The sequence below is a fragment of the Streptomyces sp. NBC_01016 genome (assembly GCF_026341035.1).
Lineage (GTDB): Bacteria > Actinomycetota > Actinomycetes > Streptomycetales > Streptomycetaceae > Streptomyces.
Genome location: NZ_JAPEOQ010000002.1, coordinates 1801975 through 1820180 on the forward strand (window position 1 = coordinate 1801975; position 18206 = coordinate 1820180).

An 18206-nucleotide genomic window follows, 5' to 3' on the forward strand; every position below is an offset into this window, starting at 1 on the left:
GTCCCGTACGAAAGGTGCGGGGCGCCTCTTCGCGTACGTACGTAGTACGTACGAAGGGTCAGGTCACGAGCTCAGGTCACGAGCCCGTTCAGCTTGCGCAGTGACTCGTCGAGCGCGGCCGTCGCCGAGTCCTTGAGCTTGCCCGCCATCAGCGAGACCGCCGCACCCGTGAACTCGCCCTTGATGCGGGCCGTCGTCGCGTCGCCGTCCGGGGTGAGTGAGTAGTGCATGAAGAGGTTCACGCCCATCGGGCCCTTGCCCCTGATGGCGAAGGCGCGGCCGTCCTCCAGTTCCTCGATGGTCCAGTTGACCTCGGCCGGGAAGCCCATCAGCTTCATGTTCTCCTCGAACTGGCCGCCCACTTCGAGTGAGGTGGGGCCGCCCTTCGGGAAGTCGGTGTGGGTGGCGTTCCACTTCCCGTACGAAGAGAAGTCGGTGAGCTGCGCCCAGACCTTCTCCGTGGGCGCTTCCATGCGTGCTTCCGCGCTGACTTCGGCCATGTGGCCACCCCTTTGAGTCGTGAGCCATGACGGGCTTCGGTGTCGCGTCGTCGCGGAAAGTAGCCGTGTGGCCTCGAACATTCAATACTGATGACCCGTCAGTTCCGGGGTGGCGTATTCCGGTCCCCTCGGGGACGCGTGGCTCGATCTCATCCGTAAGGAGGAGATGTTCTTGATCAGTGCCCAACTTGTGTCGGACATGAGAATGCTCCTCACCGTGGATGTTCCGAGGGGCCCGCGCTGATGGGGTGGGGAGTGTGCATAGCTCAACCCCGTCCGACGCCGATGCGCTCGGCCCCACCAGTGACGAACCCGTAGACGCCCAGCTCAGCGACGAACTCGCGGCGGTCGTCGCGGGCGCTCGACGGCGCGCGGTCCGGGACGGGGACCGGCAGATCGACACCGCGCACCTGCTGCACTCCCTTCTCGAGACGGATCCCGACGTACGCGCCGTGTTCCCGGAAGGCGCGCAGGTGGCGCGGCTGCTCGGTTATCTCGTGCAGCGAAGCATCGGGTACGGGCTGCGCTGGCAGGGCTCCGTGGAGGACTCCGGTGCCGTGCCCCTCGTACCCTCCGCCCCCGGCTGGTCGCCCGTCGCGGCCGCCGCGATGGAGGCGGGTGTGGAGCGGGCCGCGTCGCGCGGGGACGAGCGGGCGCGCGGCGTCGACGTGCTCGCCGCGCTCGCGGCGGATGTGGAGTGCCGGGCGGTCGAGGTGCTCGGCCGGGCGGGCGTCGATGTGGAGCGGCTGCGGCAGCAGCTCAACTGACGCGGCGCCTGAGGTGCCGGGGTGCTGCGGTTCAAGTGAGCCGTGTGTGAGGCGCCGGGTCCCTGCGGTTCAACTGACCTCCCGCGTAAGGCGACCAAGGGGGCCGGCGTCCATCCCGTGAGACAGGGGTCAATGGGGGTGACGGTCCTGACGCGCCCTGCCATGATGTGCCGGTGCACGAGTCATTGGGGTCTTCGGGGAAGCAGGCAACCCGCGGGCGCGGCATGGGACTGGGCCTCGCCCTCCTCTCCGCGCTCGCGTTCGGCGGTTCCGGGGTGGCGGCGAAACCGCTGATCGAGGCGGGGCTCGACCCGCTCCATGTGGTGTGGCTGCGTGTCGCGGGCGGCGCCCTGGTCATGCTGCCGGTCGCCTGGCGGCACCGCGCGCTCGTGCTGCGCAGGCCCGCGCTGCTGGTCGGCTTCGGACTGCTCGCCGTGGCGGGCGTGCAGGCCTGCTACTTCGCCGCGATCTCCCGCATCCCCGTCGGCGTCGCCCTGCTCATCGAGTACTTGGCGCCCGCGCTCGTACTCGGCTGGGTCCGCTTCGTGCAGCGCAAGCCCGTGACGCGCGCCGCCGCGCTCGGCGTCGTGATCGCCGTGGCCGGTCTCGCCTGTGTCGTCGAGGTGTGGTCGGGGCTCGGCTTCGACGCGCTCGGCCTGCTGCTCGCGCTCTGCGCGGCCTGCTGCCAGGTCGGCTACTTCGTGCTGTCCGACCACGGCGGCGACGCGGCCGAGTCCGGGGCCGAGGTGCCCGACCCGTTCGGTGTGATCGCGTACGGGCTGCTCATCGGTGCCGTGCTGCTCACGGTCGTCGCCCGCCCCTGGGGCATGGACTGGTCGGTGCTCGCGGGCAGTGCCTCCATGGACGGTACGTCCGTGCCCGCGTGGCTGCTGCTGTGCTGGATCGTGCTGCTCGCCACGGTCGTCGCGTACCTCACCGGTGTGGTGTCGGTGCGTCTCCTGTCGCCGCAGGTGGCCGGGGTCGTGGCCTGCCTGGAGGCGGTCGTGGCGACCGTCCTCGCCTGGGTGATGCTCGGGGAGCACCTGTCGGGGCCGCAGCTGTTCGGAGGGGCGATGGTCCTGGTCGGGGCGCTCATCGCACAGTCGTCGAAGTCGGTCGCGACGCCGCGCGGCCCGTCCGGCGACGCTGACGACGCACCGGAAAACGTGTTGTCGCGCTCTGGTGAGGCTGTCTAGGGTGCCGGGCATGCACGCACATGCACTCGTCCTTCCGCCCCCGGCCGTCTGAGGGCTGCCCGGCCGTCGTGGCCGGGCCCGGTCGACCGGGGATCTCGCCACTGTGGGGCCGTCACCTGAGGGTGCCGGTCGAAACCGTGCTGCCTGAGTGATCCCCGGCGCCGTGCTTGGCCCTGCCGCGGGCGGCGCTTCCCGGAGGGACACGGCCGTCCGCTCACGACGGTCCGTGTTCCTGGCCCCCGGTGTCTCCGGAGGGCCGCTCTCCGTGGAGTGTCACGTGTCGCATGTCTCGCATGTCTTCAAAGCGGGCGCGGTCGCGCCTGCTGATTCTGTAGCCGGCCTTGTGTCCGGATCTGGCTCGGCTTCCGATTCCTCCTCTGGCCCTGCTTCTGGGGCCCTACGTCAACTGCCGGTTTCCCGCGGCCTGGTGTATCTGGTCGTCGCCGGTGTCGCCTGGGGCACCGCGGGCGCTGCCGCCTCGCTGGTGTTCCGGGCCAGTGACGTGGGTCCTGGTGCCCTGTCGTTCTGGCGCTGCGTCGGTGGGCTCCTGCTGCTCGTCGCCGTGCGGGCGCTGCGGCGTACGCCCGCCCCGGTGTCGTACGAGACGAGGGGGCGCAAGGCCGTCCGGCTCGGCGTGCTCGGTCTTTCGCTCGCCGTGTTCCAGACCGCCTACTTCGCCGCGGTGCAGGTGACCGGGCTCGCCGTCGGCACCGTGGTCGCGCTCGGCGCGGGGCCCGTGCTCATCGCGGTCGGCGCGCGCGTGCTGCTCGGGGAGCGGCTCGGCGTGGGCGGGCTGCTGTCCGTGGCCGGGGCGCTCGGCGGGCTCGCCGTCCTCGTCCTCGGCGGTGGTGAGGCGACGGTGCGCCCGCTCGGGGTGGTGTGGGCGCTGCTGTCCGCGGCCGGGTACGCCGTGATGACGCTGCTCACCCGGTGGTTCGGGCGGCACGGCGGGGGAGGGAACGGGCTCGGCACGACCGTGGGTACGTTCGCGGTCGCCTCGCTCGCGCTGCTGCCGCTCGGCGCGGCCGAGGGCCTGGTGCCGCACACCGGCCACCACCTCGCCGTCATCGGCCTGTTGGTGTACATCACCTCGGTGCCGACCGCGCTCGCGTACGCCCTGTACTTCGCCGGCGCGGCGGCCGTGCGCTCCGCCACCGTCTCCGTGATCATGCTGCTCGAACCCGTCGGCGCCGCCGTCATCGCGGTCACGCTGCTCGGTGAGGAGCTGACTGGGGCGACTGTCGCGGGCACCGCCCTGATGCTGGCGGCGGTGACGGGCCTCGCCGCGGCGGAGGCCCGGTCGACGGGCTGATCTCCTGCGCGGGTCGAGGCCCGGTCGCATTCAACCGGATGACCCGCTAGGCGAGTTCGTGACGCCGTCGTCGCTGCGTGGCGAGGGCGGCGGCGTCGCGCGGGTCGCCGCGTCCGGCGAGGCCCGCCGCGATCCTGTCCTGGACCTCCTCGGGCTTGTGCTCCGCGTACTTGAACTTGGCGCGCACGTCGGTCACTTCGAGCAGCAGGCCCCGGATGCCGGGCAGCATCCGGCCGTACGGGGCCGCGCCCGCGGCCACCGGCACCGATTGGCCGGGTGGCTGGAAGTGGCCGACCTGCCGGTTCAGGAGCTCCGCCTTCTCCTCCGCGTCGTCCACCACGCGCGCGGTGCAGCGGAGTTGGACGGCGGCGTAGAAGCTGGTCGGCGTGCCGTGCTCCGGTGGGACGTCCGGCGGTGCCTGCCAGGGGCCCGGCACGAACGCGTAGTCGTCGACGACGCTCAGCAGCACCTCCGGGTTGGCGTCGAGCGCGGACCACAGGGGGTTGGGGCGGGCGAGGTGGGCGACGACCTCGCCGAACTCGCCCGGGCCCTGAGGGTCGTACGCGAAGTGCATGGGTTGTACGAAAGGCGGTTCGCCGTCGAGGCCGTTGATTGCGAGCTGGCCGAAGTCGTGGGCGGCGAGCCACTGCTGCCACTCGGCCGTGTCGCGCGCCGCGTCCCAGGGGTGGATCAGCATCACAGCCCCTTGAGGTACGGGGGAACGTCGATGCCGTCGGCGAGGTCGTCCGAAGGGAGCAACTCCCCGTAGCCGCGCTGTACCGGGACCACGCCGGCCCAGTGCGGCAGGTCCATGTCCTCGGGCTCGTCGTTCGGGCCGCCCTCGCGGACCTTCGCCGAGACCTCGGAGAGATCGATGCGGAGCACGGCCGTCGCGGCGAGCTCCTTGGCGTTCGCGGCCCGGGAGTCGGCGGCGCGGCCCGCCACCACGTGGTCGACGAGCGCGTCCAGGGCGAGCCGCTTCTCCTCGGCGTCCGTGACCTGGTGCGCCGTGCCGTGCACCACCACGGAGCGGTAGTTGATGGAGTGGTGGAAGGCGGAGCGGGCGAGCACCAGGCCGTCCACGTGCGTCACGGTCACGCAGACCGGCAGGCCCGGGTCCTGCTGGCCCGCCATGCGCAGCGGGCGCGAGCCGGTGGAGCCGTGCACGTAGAGCCGATCGCCGACGCGGGCGTACAGCGTGGGCAGCACCACGGGGGCGTCGTCGCGGACGAAGCCGAGGTGGCAGAGGTAGGTCTCGTCGAGTATCGAGTGCACCAGGTCGTGGTCGTACGCCGCGCGCTCCTTGGCGCGGGTCGGGGTCGTGCGGTCCGTGCGCGTGTAGGAGGCGGCCGACTGTTCCTGGTTCACGTCCTGGGTGACACTCATGTTGCGAACTCCATTGCACTAGTACATACTGTTCTTTGTGCTAGGAGAGTATCTGATCAGTGGGCGTCGCGCAGCAGAGATCTGTGCGAGTGTCGAGCGTGCGGTGATCGCGGGGGACCTGGAGCCGGGTCAACTGCTTCCGCCCATGCGGGAGTTGGCGGAGCGGCTCGGGGTGAATCCGAATACGGTCGCGGCCGCGTACCGGTCGCTGCGTGAGCGCGGGGTCATCGAGACGGCCGGGCGGCGCGGCAGCCGGGTGCGTCCGAAGCCGGTCATCACCGCGCGCGAGGCCATCCGCGTGGACGTGCCGGAGGGAGTGCGGAACGTGTCGGACGGCAATCCCGACACCGCGCTGCTGCCCTCGCTGGTCGAGGCGTTCGCGGCGGCCGCGGGCGTCGCCGACAAGGATCCTGTGCTGTACGGGGACGACTCCCTGGAGCCGGGCCTCGTGCGCCGCGCGCGGGCCGATCTCGACGCGGACGGGGTGCCGGACGGGCCCGTCACCGTGACGTCCGGTTCGCTCGACGCCATCGAGCGGGTGCTCGCCGTGCACCTCAAGCAGGGGGACGCGGTCGCCGTGGAGGACCCCGGCTGGGGCAGCATGCTCGACCTCGTGCCCGCGCTCGGGCTGCGGACGGTGCCGGTCGGGGTGGACGACGAGGGGCCGCTGCCGGACGACGTGGAGCGGGCGCTGGACGCGGGGGCCCGGGCGATCGTGGTGACGGACCGGGCGCAGAATCCGACCGGCGCGGCGGTGGGGTCGGGCCGGGCGAAGGTGTTGCGGGAGATCCTGGGCGCGCACCCGGAGGTCCTGCTGATCGAGGACGATCATGGCCACGGCATCGTCGATCTGCCGCTGCACCCGCTCGCCGGGGCCACGCGGCAGTGGGCGTTCGTACGTTCCGTGGCCAAGGCGTACGGGCCCGACCTGCGGCTCGCCGTGCTCACGGGGGACGCCGGCACGGTCGACCGGGTGCGGGGGAGGCAGCGGCTCGGGCCCGGTTGGGTCAGTCGCATCACGCAGCGGGCCGTGGCCGGGCTGTGGGAGGCCGGGGCGGTGGACGCGGGGACCGTCGCGGCCTCGTACGGGAAGCGGCGCGACGCGCTGGTCGCCGCGCTGGCCGAGCGGGGAGTCGTTGCGCACGGGCGCAGCGGGATGAACGTGTGGGTGCCGGTGCCGGACGAGACCGGGGCGGTGGCGCGGTTGCTGCACGCCGGGTGGGCGGTCGCGCCGGGGGCGAGGTTCCGGATGGAGGCGGCGCCGGGGGTGCGGATCACCGTGTCCCGGCTGAGGCTCGAGGAGATCGGGGTTGTGGCGGACGCGGTGGTGGCTGCGGTGCGGCCCGCTCCGCGGAGGCATTACGCGTGAGGGGTGGGGTGCGGCGTGCCGCGGGTTCGGTGCCGCGTCGGGGCGGGGCTTGTGGGGTTCCGTTGCGCGGCGCCGGTTCTTGGGCTGTGCCGGGGCGGGCGCCCGTGGTGATGGGTGCGCTGCACCGGGGTGCCGCCTTGCCCACCCTGCCGCCCAAGGCGGCAGATTGCCCAAGGCGCGTGCGGTCGACCGCAGCGAGTGGGGAGCCGTGGCGGGTGCGCAGTGCCAGGGTTCAGGGCCGGCTGACGCCCCGTCGTCGCGACTGCGTAAGTGCCGCGCCTGCCAGGACGATTGCCGCGCCGATCGGGGTTGACCAGGAGAGGGACTCGCCGAGGACCGCGACGCCGGCCGCTGTCGCGATGACCGGGACGAAGTACGTGACCATCTGTGCGGTCGTCGGGCCGACCTCGGACACAAGGCCGTACTGGATGAGGAACGCCACGCCCGTGCCGAGCGCGCCCAGCGCGGCGATCGCGAGCAGTGGGCCCATCGCGAAGTGGGTCGGCCAGGACGTGAACAGCGGGGTGACGAGCGCCAGTTGGGCGGTGGCGAGCAGCAGCTGCGCCCCGATCATCGACACGTTCGACTCGCCCGTGTTCGCGAGTGTGCGGCGGACGTAGATCCAGCCGATCGGGTAGCAGAGCGAGGCCAGCAGGGCCATCGCCGTGCCCGCCAAGTCCAGGCCGTGGAAGCCCTGCCACACGCCGAGGACGGTCAGCACGCCGAGGAAGCCGATGCCGAGTCCCGCGACCCGGCGCCGCGTGGGCCGGTCCTCGGAGAGCGCGACCAGCGAGAGCGCCATGCCCCACAGCGGAGACGTCGCGTTGCAGATCCCGGCGAGCGTCGACGGGATCGTCTCCTCGGCGAACGCGAAGAGCGAGAACGGCAGCGCGTTCAGGAAGAGCGCCGCGACCGCCAGGTGCCCCCAGGTGCGAGCGCCGCGGGGCAGCCGCTGACGCTTCACGATCATGGCCACGAGCACGACCGCCGCGCCGAACAGCAGGCGCCCGAGCGTGACCTGGAACGGGGCGAAGCCCTCCGTGCCCACCTTGATGAGCAGGAAGCTGAAGCCCCAGATGAGGGCGAGTACGCCGAAGCGGATGCGCCAGTCGAGGGCGGGGCGCGGGGTGGCGGTGGGCGGAGCCGCAGTGGCTCGGGAAGCGGTCGTCGTGCTCATGGAGTCCAGAGTGGCTCCCCGCGTCTTCGTAGCACAAGCGAGATTAATTTCCGGGTACCGATTAGCATCACTTACATGTTGAACCTGGAGCGCCTACGGGCCCTGGACGCCCTGGCCCGGCACGGATCGGTGAGCGGCGCGGCCGAGGGGCTGCATGTCACCACGTCCGCCGTCTCGCAGCAGATGGCCAAGCTGGAGCGCGAGGCGGGACAGCAACTGCTTGCCAAACAGGGGCGCGGCGTGCGGCTCACCGACGCGGGCCGGCTGCTCGCGGAGCACGCGGCGCGCATCCTCTCGCAGGTCGAGCTGGCGCAGTCCGACCTGGAGGCGCAGCGCGGGCAGGTCGTGGGGGAGCTGCGGCTGTCCGCGTTCCCGACCGCCGCCCGCGGACTGTTCCCCGGCGCGCTCGCCGCGCTGCGTGCCGAGCATCCGCAACTGCGCGTACGGTCCCAGGAGTTGGAGCCCGAGGCCGCGGTGGCCGAGGTGATTCGCGGGGATCTCGATCTCGCCGTCGTGCTGGACTGGTACAACAAGCCGATGCCCATGCCGGAAGGCCTGGTCAAGGCGAGCATCCTCGACGATCCGGCCGATGTCGCCATGCCGGCCGGTCATCCGCTGGCGGGGCGCGAAGAGGTCGGCCTGGAGGACTTCGCGGACGACGAGTGGATCACCTGGGGGCAGGGCGAGTTCTGCCACGAGTGGCTGATGTTCACGCTGCGCGCCAAGGGAGTCGAGCCGCAGGTCGGCCACCGCGCCGCCGAGACACACACCCAACTCGGCCTGGTCGCGGCCGGGTTGGGTGTGTGCGTCGCGCCGTTGCTCGGCCGCGACCCGATGCCCGAGGGCGTGGTGACGGTGCCGGTGCGGCAGAAGGTGCGGCGTCATGTGTACGTGGTGTGGCGTGCGGACGCGGACCGTCGGCCCTCGATCCGCGCGGCGGTGCGGGCGCTTCAGAAGGTGGGGGCGGATCTTGGGCAGCTGGCCGACGGGTGATGGCCGATGGGTGGTGGGTGACGGGTGACGGGTGACGGGTGACGGGTGACGGGTGACGTCAGCGTTGGCCCGGGTCGGCCAGCTTCCGGAAGTCCCATGACGCGATCTTGTCCGGAGTGAGTCGCGCCCACGCGTGCCGGCCGTCGTGGACCATCTCGGTCATCCCGAAGTTCTTGTGCGCGAACAGCCGCTCGACCGCGTCGAGTTCGGGGCGCTCCTCGCCGGTGCGCGGGGTCTCGCCGACGAACTCGATGCGCCCGGACAGCTCGACGCCGCGCAGCTCCCCGTACTGCTCGCCCGCGTCGACCACCACCGCCACCCGGCTGTCGGCCCGCAGGTCGGCCCAGCGGCGGCTGCGGGACAGCGAGTAGATCCACAGCGACGTGCCGTCCCAGACGAACCAGAGCGGGCTGACGTGCGGCGTGCCGTCCGCGGCCACCGTGGCGACCCGGCAGGTGCGCTGCTCGGTGAGGAACGCGTCGCGCTCCTCGGTCGACATCATGATCTTCCGGCCGCGGCGCTGGGTGGTGGTGGTCATAGGGGCTCCCTTGTCCGGCATCCGACGTGTATCGGGCGGGCATCCGACTCGCCTGACGTGGTATCAGGAACGCAGCATGCGACCTCTTCCCTGTGCACGCAATGGTGGCTACCCTCCAGCAGCCCGGAGAAGCAGCCGAAATCCCGACAGGCGAAGAGCCGACAGGCAGGGGGCGGTCGTGCCGTCGCACGAGAAGCACGAGAAGCACGAGAAGCGCGAGAAGCGCGAGAAATTGGCCGAGCTGCTCGCCCCGGCGAGCACGGTCTTGCTGACCGTCGAGTGCCAGCAGGGCGTCGTCGGCGCCGACAGCGCACTGCCCGAACTCGCCGAAGAGGCACGGTCGTCGGGGGCCCTCGACAACGTGGCGCGACTGGTGGCCGCCGCCCACGAGAGCGGGGTCCAGGTCCTGCACGCCGTCGCGGAGCGGCGCCCGGACGGCCGCGGGGCCAGCCGCAACGCCCGGCTCTTCCGCGCGACCGAACGCCTTCCCGTGAAACAGCTCTCGGGCACCGACGCCGTCCGCGTCGCCCCGCCCGTCGAGGTCGCGGACGAGGACCTCGTCGTACGCCGACTGCACGGGCTCTCACCCATCTCCGGCACCGACGTGGATCCACTGCTGCGCAATCTCGGCTGCCGCACGCTCGTCGTCACCGGGGTCTCCGCCAACGTGGCCATCCCGAACGCCGTGTTCGACGCCGTGAACCTCGGCTACACAGTTGTCGTGCCCCGGGATGCCATCGCGGGGGTGCCCGCCGACTACACCCCCGCGATGATCGACAACACGCTCGCCCTGATCGCCACCGTGACGGCGACGCCGGACGTGCTCGACGCGTGGAAGCGCCGTTAACGCACCAGGCCGCGCTACGCGAGCTCGATCGAGTCGCCGCTGACCTTGAGCTTCCTCTCCTCCAGGGGCTGCGTGGCCGGAGAATGCGCCACGCTGCCGTCCTTGATGGAGAACTTGCTGCCGTGGCACGGGCAGTCGATGGTGCCGTCGGCCACCTTGTTCACCTTGCAGCCCGAGTGCGTACAGATGTTGGTGAACGCCTTGAACTCGCCCGCCGCGGGCTGCGTCACGACCACCCCGGCGTCCGCGAGGATTTTTCCACCGCCCTCCGGGATGTCCGAGGTCTTGGCGATCGCGCTGCCTTTCTTCTCGCCGCCGCCCGACGACGCGTTGCCCGCGGGCTGTGACGTGTCCTCGTCCGAGCTGCCGCACGCGCTCAGCGCCGCGGCGATCCCCACGGCGCCGACCGCCGTGACGACGGTGCGGCGCGACGGGACGTGGCTCGTGGGGGCGGGCTCCTGCGAAGCGGTCATGAGGTGAAGGTCCCTTCATCGGTGGGTCGGGTCGAGGGGACGTGCTGGATCCCGTGGGGGTTTCCCTGAGGTACGTACGGTGATCCCTGGACGTTCAACGCCCTCCTGATCTCATAACCTGGGCGCATGCTCACCGAAGTCACCGCGACCCGCTATGTCACCCCATTGAGGGAAGGCGGATCGCTGCCCGGTCTCGTCGAGGGCGACGACCTCGTCCCGTACGTCATGAAGTTCACCGGCGCGGGACAGGGCCGCAAGACGCTCGTCGCCGAGGTCGTCTGCGGCCGGTTGGCGCGCGCGCTCGGCTTTCGCGTGCCGGAGCTCGTCACGATCGACCTGGACCCGGTGATCGGCCTCGGCGAGCCCGACCAGGAGGTGCAGGAGCTGCTGAAGGGGAGCGGCGGCACCAACCTCGGCATGCGGTTTCTGCCGCGGGCGCTCGGCTTCGACCCCCTCGCGTACGTCGTCGATCCGGTTCAGGCGGGCCGGATCGTCTGGTTCGACGCGCTGATCAACAACGTCGACCGGTCCTGGCGCAACCCCAACATGCTGGTCCAGGGCGGCGAGCTGTGGCTCATCGACCACGGCGCCAGCATGATCTGGCACCACAACTGGCGCGGCGCGCACGCGTGGGCGGACAAGCCGTACGACGCGAGCGACCACGCCCTTGCCCCCTTCGGGCCCGAGGTCTCGGCGGCCGCGGCCGAGCTCACGCCGCTCGTCACGGAGGAGCTGATCGCCGAGGCCGCCGCCGACGTGCCCGACGTGTGGCTCGCGGACGAGCCCGGATTCGACACCCCGGACGCGGTGCGGCGCGCTTACGTAGAGACGCTACGCGCGCGTGCCGCCACGATTCACGAACGCGTCACGCTGCCCGCAGGCGGCGCCCGGCCCGCCGGAACTCCCGGCTGGGTGACCGAAGGAGCGGCCCGATGACCGAACGCCATGTCACCGAGCCCCATGTCACCGAACGCCGTGTCACCGAACGGCATGTCTTCGAGTACGCCCTGCTGCGCGTCGTGCCGAGCATCGAACGCGGGGAGCAGATCAACGCCGGTGTCGTCGTGTACTGCCGCGCCAAGTCCTTCGTCACGGCCCTCACCCACCTCGACGAGAAGCGGCTGCTCGCGCTCGACCCCGAGGCCGACGTGACCGGGGTGCGCGCCGTGCTGCATGCGGTCGAGCGGCACTGCCGCGGGGGAGACGACGCGGGCCAGGCGGCCGCGGACGACGCCGGGCGGCGCTATCGCTGGCTCGTCGCGCCGCGCTCGACCGTGGTGCAGCCCGGCCCCGTGCACACCGGACTGACCGCGGATCCGGCCGCCGAGGCGGAGCGTCTGCTGGGTCTGCTGGTGCGCTGAACGCCCAGGTCGGGGCCATCTAGTGATCAGCGGCACCTGGTGGGCACGTTGACACCGGGTGCCAGGGCTTCTAGCGTCGCACGCACAGGGTACTAAGCGGTTGCTCACCCGCATCGGGCGCAGCGGCCGCACCTCTAGGGCGAGGAGACCGAAGAGCATGTCCACCACTGAGCAGCGCGTAGCGATCGTCACGGGAGCCGCGCGCGGCATCGGCGCCGCCACCGCGATCCGTCTGGCCGAAGAGGGCCGCGCCGTCGCCGTGATCGACCTCGACGAGGCCGCCTGCAAGGACACCGTCGAGGCGATCACCGCCGCCGGTGGCAAGGCCCTTGCCGTCGGCTGCGACGTCTCCGACGAGGCGCAGGTCGAGGCCGCGATCGCGCGCATCGCCGAGGAGCTCGGCGCCCCCACGATCCTCGTGAACAACGCGGGCGTGCTGCGCGACAACCTGCTGTTCAAGATGAGCGCGAACGACTGGGACACGGTCATGAACGTGCACCTGCGCGGCGCGTTCCTGATGTCGAAGTACGTCCAGAAGCACATGGTGGACGCCAAGTTCGGCCGCATCGTGAACCTGTCGTCGTCCTCGGCGCTCGGCAACCGCGGCCAGGTCAACTACTCCGCCGCCAAGGCCGGTCTGCAGGGCTTCACGAAGACCCTCGCCAAGGAGCTCGGCAAGTTCGGCGTCACCGCCAACTCCGTCGCCCCGGGCTTCATCGTCACCGAGATGACCAAGGCCACCGCCGAGCGCGTCGGCATGGGCTTCGAGGACTTCCAGGCCGCGGCCGCGACCCAGATCCCGGTGCAGCGCGTGGGCCGCCCGGAGGACATCGCCAACGCCATCGCCTTCTTCACCGGCGAGCAGGCCGGCTTCGTCTCGGGCCAGGTCATGTACGTGGCCGGCGGCCCGCTCAACTGAGGCCGGGGGATACGGACATGACGACTTCCGAACTTCCGGAGCTCTCCGGCAAGGTCGCGCTCATCACGGGCGCGAGCCGCGGCATCGGCTACGGCGTCGCCGAGGCCCTCATCGCGCGCGGCGACCGCGTCTGCATCACGGGACGCGGCGAGGACGCCCTCAAGGAGGCCGTCGAGCAGCTCGGCTCCGACCGCGCGATCTACGTAGCGGGCAAGGCGCACGACGAGGCGCACCAGGCCGCCGCCGTCGAGCGCACCATGGAGGCGTTCGGCCGCGTCGACTTCCTCGTCAACAACGCCGGTACGAACCCGGTGTTCGGCCCGATCGCCGAGCTCGACCTGAACGTGGCGCGCAAGGTCTTCGAGACCAACGTCGTCTCCGCGCTCGGCTTCGCGCAGCAGACGTGGAAGGCGTGGCAGAAGGAGAACGGCGGCGCGATCGTCAACATCGCGTCCGTGGCGGGCATCTCCGCCTCGCCGTTCATCGGCGCGTACGGCATCAGCAAGGCCGCCATGGTCAACCTGACGCTCCAGCTGGCGCACGAGTTCGCGCCGGTGGTGCGGGTCAACTCGATCGCCCCGGCGGTCGTGAAGACGAAGTTCGCGACCGCCTTGTACGAGGGCCGGGAGGCCGAGGTCGCGGCCACGTACCCGATGGGCCGGCTCGGTGTGCCGGAGGACATCGGGGGCGCCGCCGCGTTCCTCACCTCCGAGCAGTCCGGCTGGATCACCGGACAGAACCTCGTCGTGGACGGCGGCAAGTTCCTCAACGCCGGCGTCGAATAGGCCCCTGGGCCGACGGCCCCAAGGGCAGATTCCGGGCGTTGGCCGACAACGTTCCACAAAGGGTTCCGCTCGTGAAGTGCCCCGTCGTTTCAACCAGTTGAACCGGCGGGGCGCTGCGATATTGTCTGCCGACCTGGCATGGCTGATCGAGGAGCGAGCGCGTGTTCAACCGTTTCCCTGCCCCTCGCGTGTGGGCGGCTTTCGCGTCGATGACCCTGCTCACAGGGTGCGGGCTGATGAGTTCGGGTGAGGGTTCCGATGCGCGGCCCATCACCGTGGGCACCACCAGTGTGCCGAGCACGCTGGACCCCGCGATGTCCTGGGACGGCTCGTGGGAGCTGTTCCGCAACGTCTACCAGACGCTGGTGTCGTTGCCGTCGGGCGCCGCCGAACCGCAGTCGGACGCCGCCGATTGCCGGTTCGAGGACTCAGCCAACCGCGTCTACCACTGCGAGCTGCGGGAGGACATGAAGTTCTCCAACGGGGACACGCTCGACGCCAAGGCCGTGAAGTACTCCATCGACCGGGTCCGCAAGGTCGGCGGGGGCGGCGGGCCCGCGGGCCTGCTGGGCAGCCTCGACCGCGTGGAGACGCAGGGCGAGCGCGGCGTAACGTTCCGCCTCACCAAGCCGGACGCCACCTTCCCGTTCGTGCTCTCCACTCCCGCCATGTCGATCGTCGACCCCTCCGCCTATCCGGCCAACTCCGCGCGCACGGACGGCAAGGTGACCGGTTCGGGGCCGTACGTGCTCAAGTCGTACGCCGACGGCAGCAAGGCCGAACTCGTGCGCAACGACAACTACCAGGGCTTCGCGGACCGCAAGAACGACGCGGTGACGATCCGCTACTTCAAGACGTCGTCCGCCATGGTCGGCGCCCTGAATGCGAAGAAGATCGACGCGACCTTCCGTGGTCTCGCGGCCGACGACATCGTGAAGCTCCAGAACAAGCAGGGCACAGGCGGCGTGCAGCTCGTCGAGGGCGCGGGCATGGAGATCAGCTACCTGGTGTTCAACCCCAAGGACCCGTGGGCGGGCAAGAGCGCGGTGCGCCGGGCGGTGGCCCAGATCGTCGACCGCGGGGCGATCGCGGAGAAGGTGTACGCGAACACCGTGGAACCGCTGTACTCGATGGTCCCCAGGGGTCTCGCGGGCCACACCACCGACTACTTCGACGAGTTCAACGACCCGAGCGCCAAGAAGGCGGCCGGGATCCTCTCCAAGGCGGGCATCAACGCCCCCGTCCCGCTCACGCTCTGGTACGCCTCCGACCGTTACGGCTCCGCCACCGCGCCCGAGTTCGCCGAGATCAAGCGGCAGTTGGAGGCGTCGAAGCTCTTCAAGGTCACGCTCAAGAGCCGCCCCTGGAAGTCGTTCGAACAGGGCTACAAGAAGGGCGAGTATCCGGTGTTCGGGCGCGGCTGGTTCCCCGACTTCCCCGACGCCGACAACTTCATCGCGCCCTTCGTGGGCGAGAAGAACGCCCTGAGCACGCCGTACGTCTCGCCCGAGATCACCGACAAGCTGCTTCCGCTGTCCCGCAAGCAGAGCGACCGGGGCGTCGTGGCGCGGCAGTTCGAGCAGGCACAGCACATCATGGTGCGGGACGCGCGGCTGCTGCCGCTGTGGCAGGGCAAGCAGTTCATCGCGTCGAGCGAGGAGATCTCGGGCGGCGAGCGGGCCCTCGACCCGTCGACGATCATGATGATGTGGGAGCTGCACCGCAAGACGAGCTGGTGAACGGGGCGCGGGCGTCGATTGTCAGTGGGCGCCGGTAGGTTTCTGGGTGTAGATGCGGCCGCGTCCCCGGCACGGTGGGGCGCGGGCGTGCATGTGCCCGTACCCCGGAGGTTGTTGACGTGACCGACACCGCGATGCTGCCCGAGTCCTGGCGCGGCGTCCTCGGCGACGAACTGCAGAAGCCCTACTTCAAGGAGCTCACCGAGTTCGTCGAGGAGGAGCGCGCGAAGGGTCCCGTCTACCCGCCGCGCGAGCAGGTCTTCGCCGCGCTCGACGCGACGCCCTACGACAAGGTCAAGGTGCTCGTCCTCGGCCAGGACCCGTACCACGGCGAGGGGCAGGGGCACGGCCTGTGCTTCTCGGTGCGGCCCGGCGTGAGGACGCCGCCCTCGCTGCGCAACATCTACAAGGAGATGCAGGCCGAGCTCGGCACCCCGATCCCGGACAACGGGTATCTGATGCCGTGGGCCGAGCAGGGCGTGCTGCTGCTCAACGCGGTGCTGACGGTGCGGGCCGGCGAGGCCAATTCGCACAAGGGCAAGGGCTGGGAGAAGTTCACGGACGCGGTGATCCGCGCCGTCGTCCAGCGGCCCGACCCGGCGGTCTTCGTGCTGTGGGGGAACTACGCGCAGAAGAAGCTGCCGCTCATCGACACCGAGCGGCACGCGGTGGTGAAGGGCGCGCACCCCTCGCCGCTGTCGGCGCGGAAGTTCTTCGGCTCGCAGCCGTTCACGCAGATCAACGAGGCGATCGCCGCGCAGGGCCACACGCCGATCGACTGGAGTGTCCCGGACCTGGGCTGAGCGGGGGCCCGGCTCGCGGGGAGCCGCGCCTGAGCTGGATTGTCAGTGCCGCCGGTTAGCGTCGTCGGATCGGACATCGTGGTCGGGCGCGCCGGGCGGCCGGGCTTGGAGGAGACAGTGGAACAGCAGCGTGAGCAGGCGTCGGACGACGCCATGATGAGCCGCATCGGGCAGGCGGTCATGCTGCACCACGGCGGCGACCGCGAGGAGGCGCAGGGGCGCTTCCTCGGCCTGTGGGCGGAGATCGGGGAGGACGGCGACCCGCTGCACCGCTGCACGCTCGCGCACTACATGGCCGACACCCAGGACGACCCGTCGGACGAGCTGGCCTGGGACCTGCGCGCGCTGTCCGCCGCCGACTCCCTCACCCAGGAGCGGCTCGCCGAGCACGAGGCGTCCCTGGCGCTGCGCGCGTTCTATCCGTCGCTGCATCTCAACCTGGCGGCGGACTACGTGAAGTTGGACCGCCCCGGGCCGGCCCGCAGCCACCTGACGCGGGCCCGCGCGGCGGAGGGGGCCCTGGGGGACGACGGTTACGGGGACGGGATCCGCGCCGCCCTCACCCGGCTCGAGGAGCGGGTGGCCACGATGGGGGCGGGGCCGAGGGAGCCGGGAGAGGGGAGGCCCGGCGGGGAGCCGCTGGGGCCGCCGCGGACGGGGTCGTAGGCGGGGGAGGTTCCCGCGGCGGCGGAGGCGGAGGCGCGGTCAACCGCCGTATGTGTCGCGGCAGATGACCGACTGGGGGCTGTCCGGGTCCCAGCCGCCGTACCGACGGCCGAGGGCGCAGACGTTGGTCTGGGTGGGGGCCTTCGGGACCTTCTTGACGTGTCGGAGCTCGGGGGCGGTGCGGGGTTCGGGGGCGGTGGTGAGGCGTGGGGCCGGGGTGGCCTTCGGGGCCGTGCGCGGGGGAGTGGGGGCGGCGGCTTGCTGAGGCTGTTCCGGGTGCCGCGCCGGGGCGTGCTGAGGGGCGGTCGGTTTTAGCTGCTCCAGGGCCTCGCGCGCGGGCGCCTGGACGACCGGGTGGTCGGCGTGTCCCTCGGGGCGGGGCGCCGGGGCGGAGGCCGAGGGGGAGTGCGTCTTCGGGGTGGTCGGCGTCGCGCGGACGCTGACGCAGCCGGAGGCGGTGGCTGCGAAGGCGGCGGCGGCCGCGGTCAGCAGGATCGTGGTTGAGCTGGGCGTTCGGGGCACGGGAGCCACTTTGGTCGGGAACCGGGGGGTGGGGGAGGGAACGGGGGGATGATGCCCCGCATGAGTGACGGGTGCTCCGCGTGGGGCGGGAGGGGTGCCTAGGTCGTGGGGCGCTGACCCGGGGCCCGCTGGCTCTCGTTCGCCAAGCGGGGTTTGAAAGATTGGGGCTCTGCCCCATACCCCGCTGCTCAATCGCCGCAGGGGCTCTATTGGGGCAGCATTCCGTTGAGGAGTTCGGTGTAGCCCGCGCGGAGGGCCGGGAGGGTGGGGGGTGAGGCGTGGAATGAGCCGGCCACGGACGAGAACATGATGCCCTCCGTCCAGGCGACCAGGGACAGGGTGTGTCGCTCGGGGGCGCTGGAGCCCGCTGCCCGGAGCAGTGTCGTGAGGGGGTCGCGGAACTGGCGGCCCGTCTCGTCGAAGAAGGTGCGCAGCTCGGGTCTGCGGGTTGCCTCCAACGCCAATTCGTAGCGGCATACGAGCAGTTGGGGGTGGTGGGTGAGGTAGCGGTGCAGGGCGAGGGCCATGCCGTCGATCAGAGAGGCGAGGCCGCCCGCGGGGTCCGGGAGTTCGTCGACCGAGAGCACCTGCCCCTCGCGCACCGCGAGCCGCCGCACCGCCGCTTCCAGGAGGGCGAGCCGGGTGCGCGCGTGGTTCGACGTCGAGCCCTGGGGCAGTCCCGCGGTCTCGTCGACCGCGCGGTGGGTCAGCCCGCGCATGCCGCGCTCCGCGAGCAGTGTCAGGGCGGCGTCGGCGATCCGGTCGGCCCGGGTGAGGGGGGCAGCATCTTCGGTGTGCGGGGTGTCGGGGCGGTTCATGGGAGCAATCTACCGCGACCACTACAACTGTAGTA

Annotated in this window: 21 protein-coding genes; 13 read left to right on the forward strand and 8 right to left on the reverse strand. The window is 71.3% G+C overall.

Features of this window, described 5'->3' with window-relative positions:
• Nucleotides 1-71: 71 nt before the first annotated feature.
• On the reverse strand, nt 72-500 hold the full coding sequence (locus OG746_RS34910) for a type II toxin-antitoxin system Rv0910 family toxin (protein ID WP_266722061.1): 429 nt from the start codon (nt 498-500) through the stop codon (nt 72-74).
• Nucleotides 501-757: 257 nt separating this feature from the next.
• Here OG746_RS34910 and OG746_RS34915 point away from each other — a divergent pair, with 257 nt between their 5' ends.
• The 3 genes from OG746_RS34915 (at nt 758) to OG746_RS34925 (ending at nt 3775) form a co-directional block, all read left to right on the forward strand.
• A complete protein-coding gene (locus tag OG746_RS34915; RefSeq protein ID WP_266722063.1) occupies nt 758-1267 on the forward strand; it encodes a Clp protease N-terminal domain-containing protein in 510 nt (169 codons plus the stop codon).
• A 224-nt stretch (nt 1268-1491) separates the two neighbouring features.
• Nucleotides 1492-2463, forward strand: coding sequence for an EamA family transporter (locus OG746_RS34920; protein ID WP_266725624.1), 972 nt, complete (start codon nt 1492-1494; stop codon nt 2461-2463).
• Between the two features lie 406 nt (nt 2464-2869).
• On the forward strand, nt 2870-3775 hold the full coding sequence (locus tag OG746_RS34925; protein WP_524540546.1) for an EamA family transporter: 906 nt from the start codon (nt 2870-2872) through the stop codon (nt 3773-3775).
• A gap of 46 nt (nt 3776-3821) precedes the next feature.
• Here OG746_RS34925 and OG746_RS34930 read toward each other — a convergent pair whose 3' ends face one another.
• Nucleotides 3822-4472, reverse strand: a complete 651-nt coding sequence (locus OG746_RS34930; protein WP_266722067.1) for an FMN-binding negative transcriptional regulator — start codon at nt 4470-4472, stop codon at nt 3822-3824.
• Entirely contained in the window at nt 4472-5161 is a 690-nt protein-coding gene (locus OG746_RS34935; protein ID WP_266722069.1) for a pyridoxamine 5'-phosphate oxidase family protein, read from the reverse strand. Before OG746_RS34935 ends, OG746_RS34930 begins: the two co-directional genes overlap by 1 nt.
• A gap of 37 nt (nt 5162-5198) precedes the next feature.
• Between OG746_RS34935 and OG746_RS34940 the strand changes: the two genes are divergently transcribed.
• Complete coding sequence (locus tag OG746_RS34940) at nt 5199-6530, forward strand: aminotransferase class I/II-fold pyridoxal phosphate-dependent enzyme (protein WP_266722071.1); 1332 nt, start codon at nt 5199-5201, stop codon at nt 6528-6530.
• A 232-nt stretch (nt 6531-6762) separates the two neighbouring features.
• Here OG746_RS34940 and OG746_RS34945 read toward each other — a convergent pair whose 3' ends face one another.
• Nucleotides 6763-7707, reverse strand: coding sequence for a DMT family transporter (locus OG746_RS34945; RefSeq protein ID WP_266722073.1), 945 nt, complete (start codon nt 7705-7707; stop codon nt 6763-6765).
• A 75-nt stretch (nt 7708-7782) separates the two neighbouring features.
• Between OG746_RS34945 and OG746_RS34950 the strand changes: the two genes are divergently transcribed.
• Nucleotides 7783-8700, forward strand: coding sequence for a LysR family transcriptional regulator (locus tag OG746_RS34950; RefSeq protein WP_266722075.1), 918 nt, complete (start codon nt 7783-7785; stop codon nt 8698-8700).
• A 58-nt stretch (nt 8701-8758) separates the two neighbouring features.
• Here OG746_RS34950 and OG746_RS34955 read toward each other — a convergent pair whose 3' ends face one another.
• The gene (locus OG746_RS34955; RefSeq protein WP_266722077.1) at nt 8759-9238 is read right to left on the reverse strand and encodes a pyridoxamine 5'-phosphate oxidase family protein; all 480 of its coding nucleotides are present in this window, start codon (nt 9236-9238) and stop codon (nt 8759-8761) included.
• Nucleotides 9239-9314: 76 nt separating this feature from the next.
• Between OG746_RS34955 and OG746_RS34960 the strand changes: the two genes are divergently transcribed.
• Nucleotides 9315-10085: a cysteine hydrolase family protein gene (locus OG746_RS34960; RefSeq protein ID WP_524540514.1), complete on the forward strand. Its 771-nt coding sequence runs from the start codon at nt 9315-9317 to the stop codon at nt 10083-10085.
• A 14-nt stretch (nt 10086-10099) separates the two neighbouring features.
• On the opposite strand, the gene OG746_RS34965 is transcribed toward OG746_RS34960, so the two are convergent.
• On the reverse strand, nt 10100-10558 hold the full coding sequence (locus tag OG746_RS34965) for a Rieske (2Fe-2S) protein (protein WP_266722081.1): 459 nt from the start codon (nt 10556-10558) through the stop codon (nt 10100-10102).
• 126 nt (nt 10559-10684) lie between these two features.
• On the opposite strand from OG746_RS34965, the gene OG746_RS34970 reads away from it, so the two are divergent.
• The 7 genes from OG746_RS34970 (at nt 10685) to OG746_RS35000 (ending at nt 16831) form a co-directional block, all read left to right on the forward strand.
• The gene (locus tag OG746_RS34970) at nt 10685-11494 is read left to right on the forward strand and encodes a HipA family kinase (protein ID WP_266722083.1); all 810 of its coding nucleotides are present in this window, start codon (nt 10685-10687) and stop codon (nt 11492-11494) included.
• Nucleotides 11491-11919 carry a DUF3037 domain-containing protein gene (locus tag OG746_RS34975; protein WP_266722085.1) on the forward strand — a complete coding sequence of 143 codons (429 nt, stop codon included), beginning with the start codon at nt 11491-11493 and terminating at the stop codon, nt 11917-11919. The genes OG746_RS34970 and OG746_RS34975 overlap by 4 nt, the downstream gene beginning before the upstream one ends.
• 157 nt (nt 11920-12076) lie before the next feature.
• On the forward strand, nt 12077-12838 hold the full coding sequence (gene fabG, locus OG746_RS34980) for a 3-oxoacyl-ACP reductase FabG (protein WP_266722087.1): 762 nt from the start codon (nt 12077-12079) through the stop codon (nt 12836-12838).
• Nucleotides 12839-12855: 17 nt separating this feature from the next.
• Nucleotides 12856-13623 (forward strand): SDR family oxidoreductase, encoded by a 768-nt coding sequence (locus OG746_RS34985; RefSeq protein ID WP_266722089.1) that lies wholly within the window; start codon nt 12856-12858, stop codon nt 13621-13623.
• Nucleotides 13624-13832: 209 nt separating this feature from the next.
• Nucleotides 13833-15362, forward strand: coding sequence for an ABC transporter substrate-binding protein (locus tag OG746_RS34990; protein ID WP_524540547.1), 1530 nt, complete (start codon nt 13833-13835; stop codon nt 15360-15362).
• A gap of 119 nt (nt 15363-15481) precedes the next feature.
• The gene (gene ung / locus OG746_RS34995) at nt 15482-16165 is read left to right on the forward strand and encodes a uracil-DNA glycosylase (protein WP_266722093.1); all 684 of its coding nucleotides are present in this window, start codon (nt 15482-15484) and stop codon (nt 16163-16165) included.
• A gap of 117 nt (nt 16166-16282) precedes the next feature.
• The gene (locus tag OG746_RS35000; protein ID WP_266722095.1) at nt 16283-16831 is read left to right on the forward strand and encodes a hypothetical protein; all 549 of its coding nucleotides are present in this window, start codon (nt 16283-16285) and stop codon (nt 16829-16831) included.
• A 39-nt stretch (nt 16832-16870) separates the two neighbouring features.
• On the opposite strand, the gene OG746_RS35005 is transcribed toward OG746_RS35000, so the two are convergent.
• The gene (locus OG746_RS35005) at nt 16871-17353 is read right to left on the reverse strand and encodes a hypothetical protein (protein ID WP_266722097.1); all 483 of its coding nucleotides are present in this window, start codon (nt 17351-17353) and stop codon (nt 16871-16873) included.
• A gap of 206 nt (nt 17354-17559) precedes the next feature.
• Complete coding sequence (locus tag OG746_RS35010) at nt 17560-18171, reverse strand: TetR/AcrR family transcriptional regulator (protein ID WP_266722099.1); 612 nt, start codon at nt 18169-18171, stop codon at nt 17560-17562.
• Nucleotides 18172-18206: the final 35 nt, after the last annotated feature.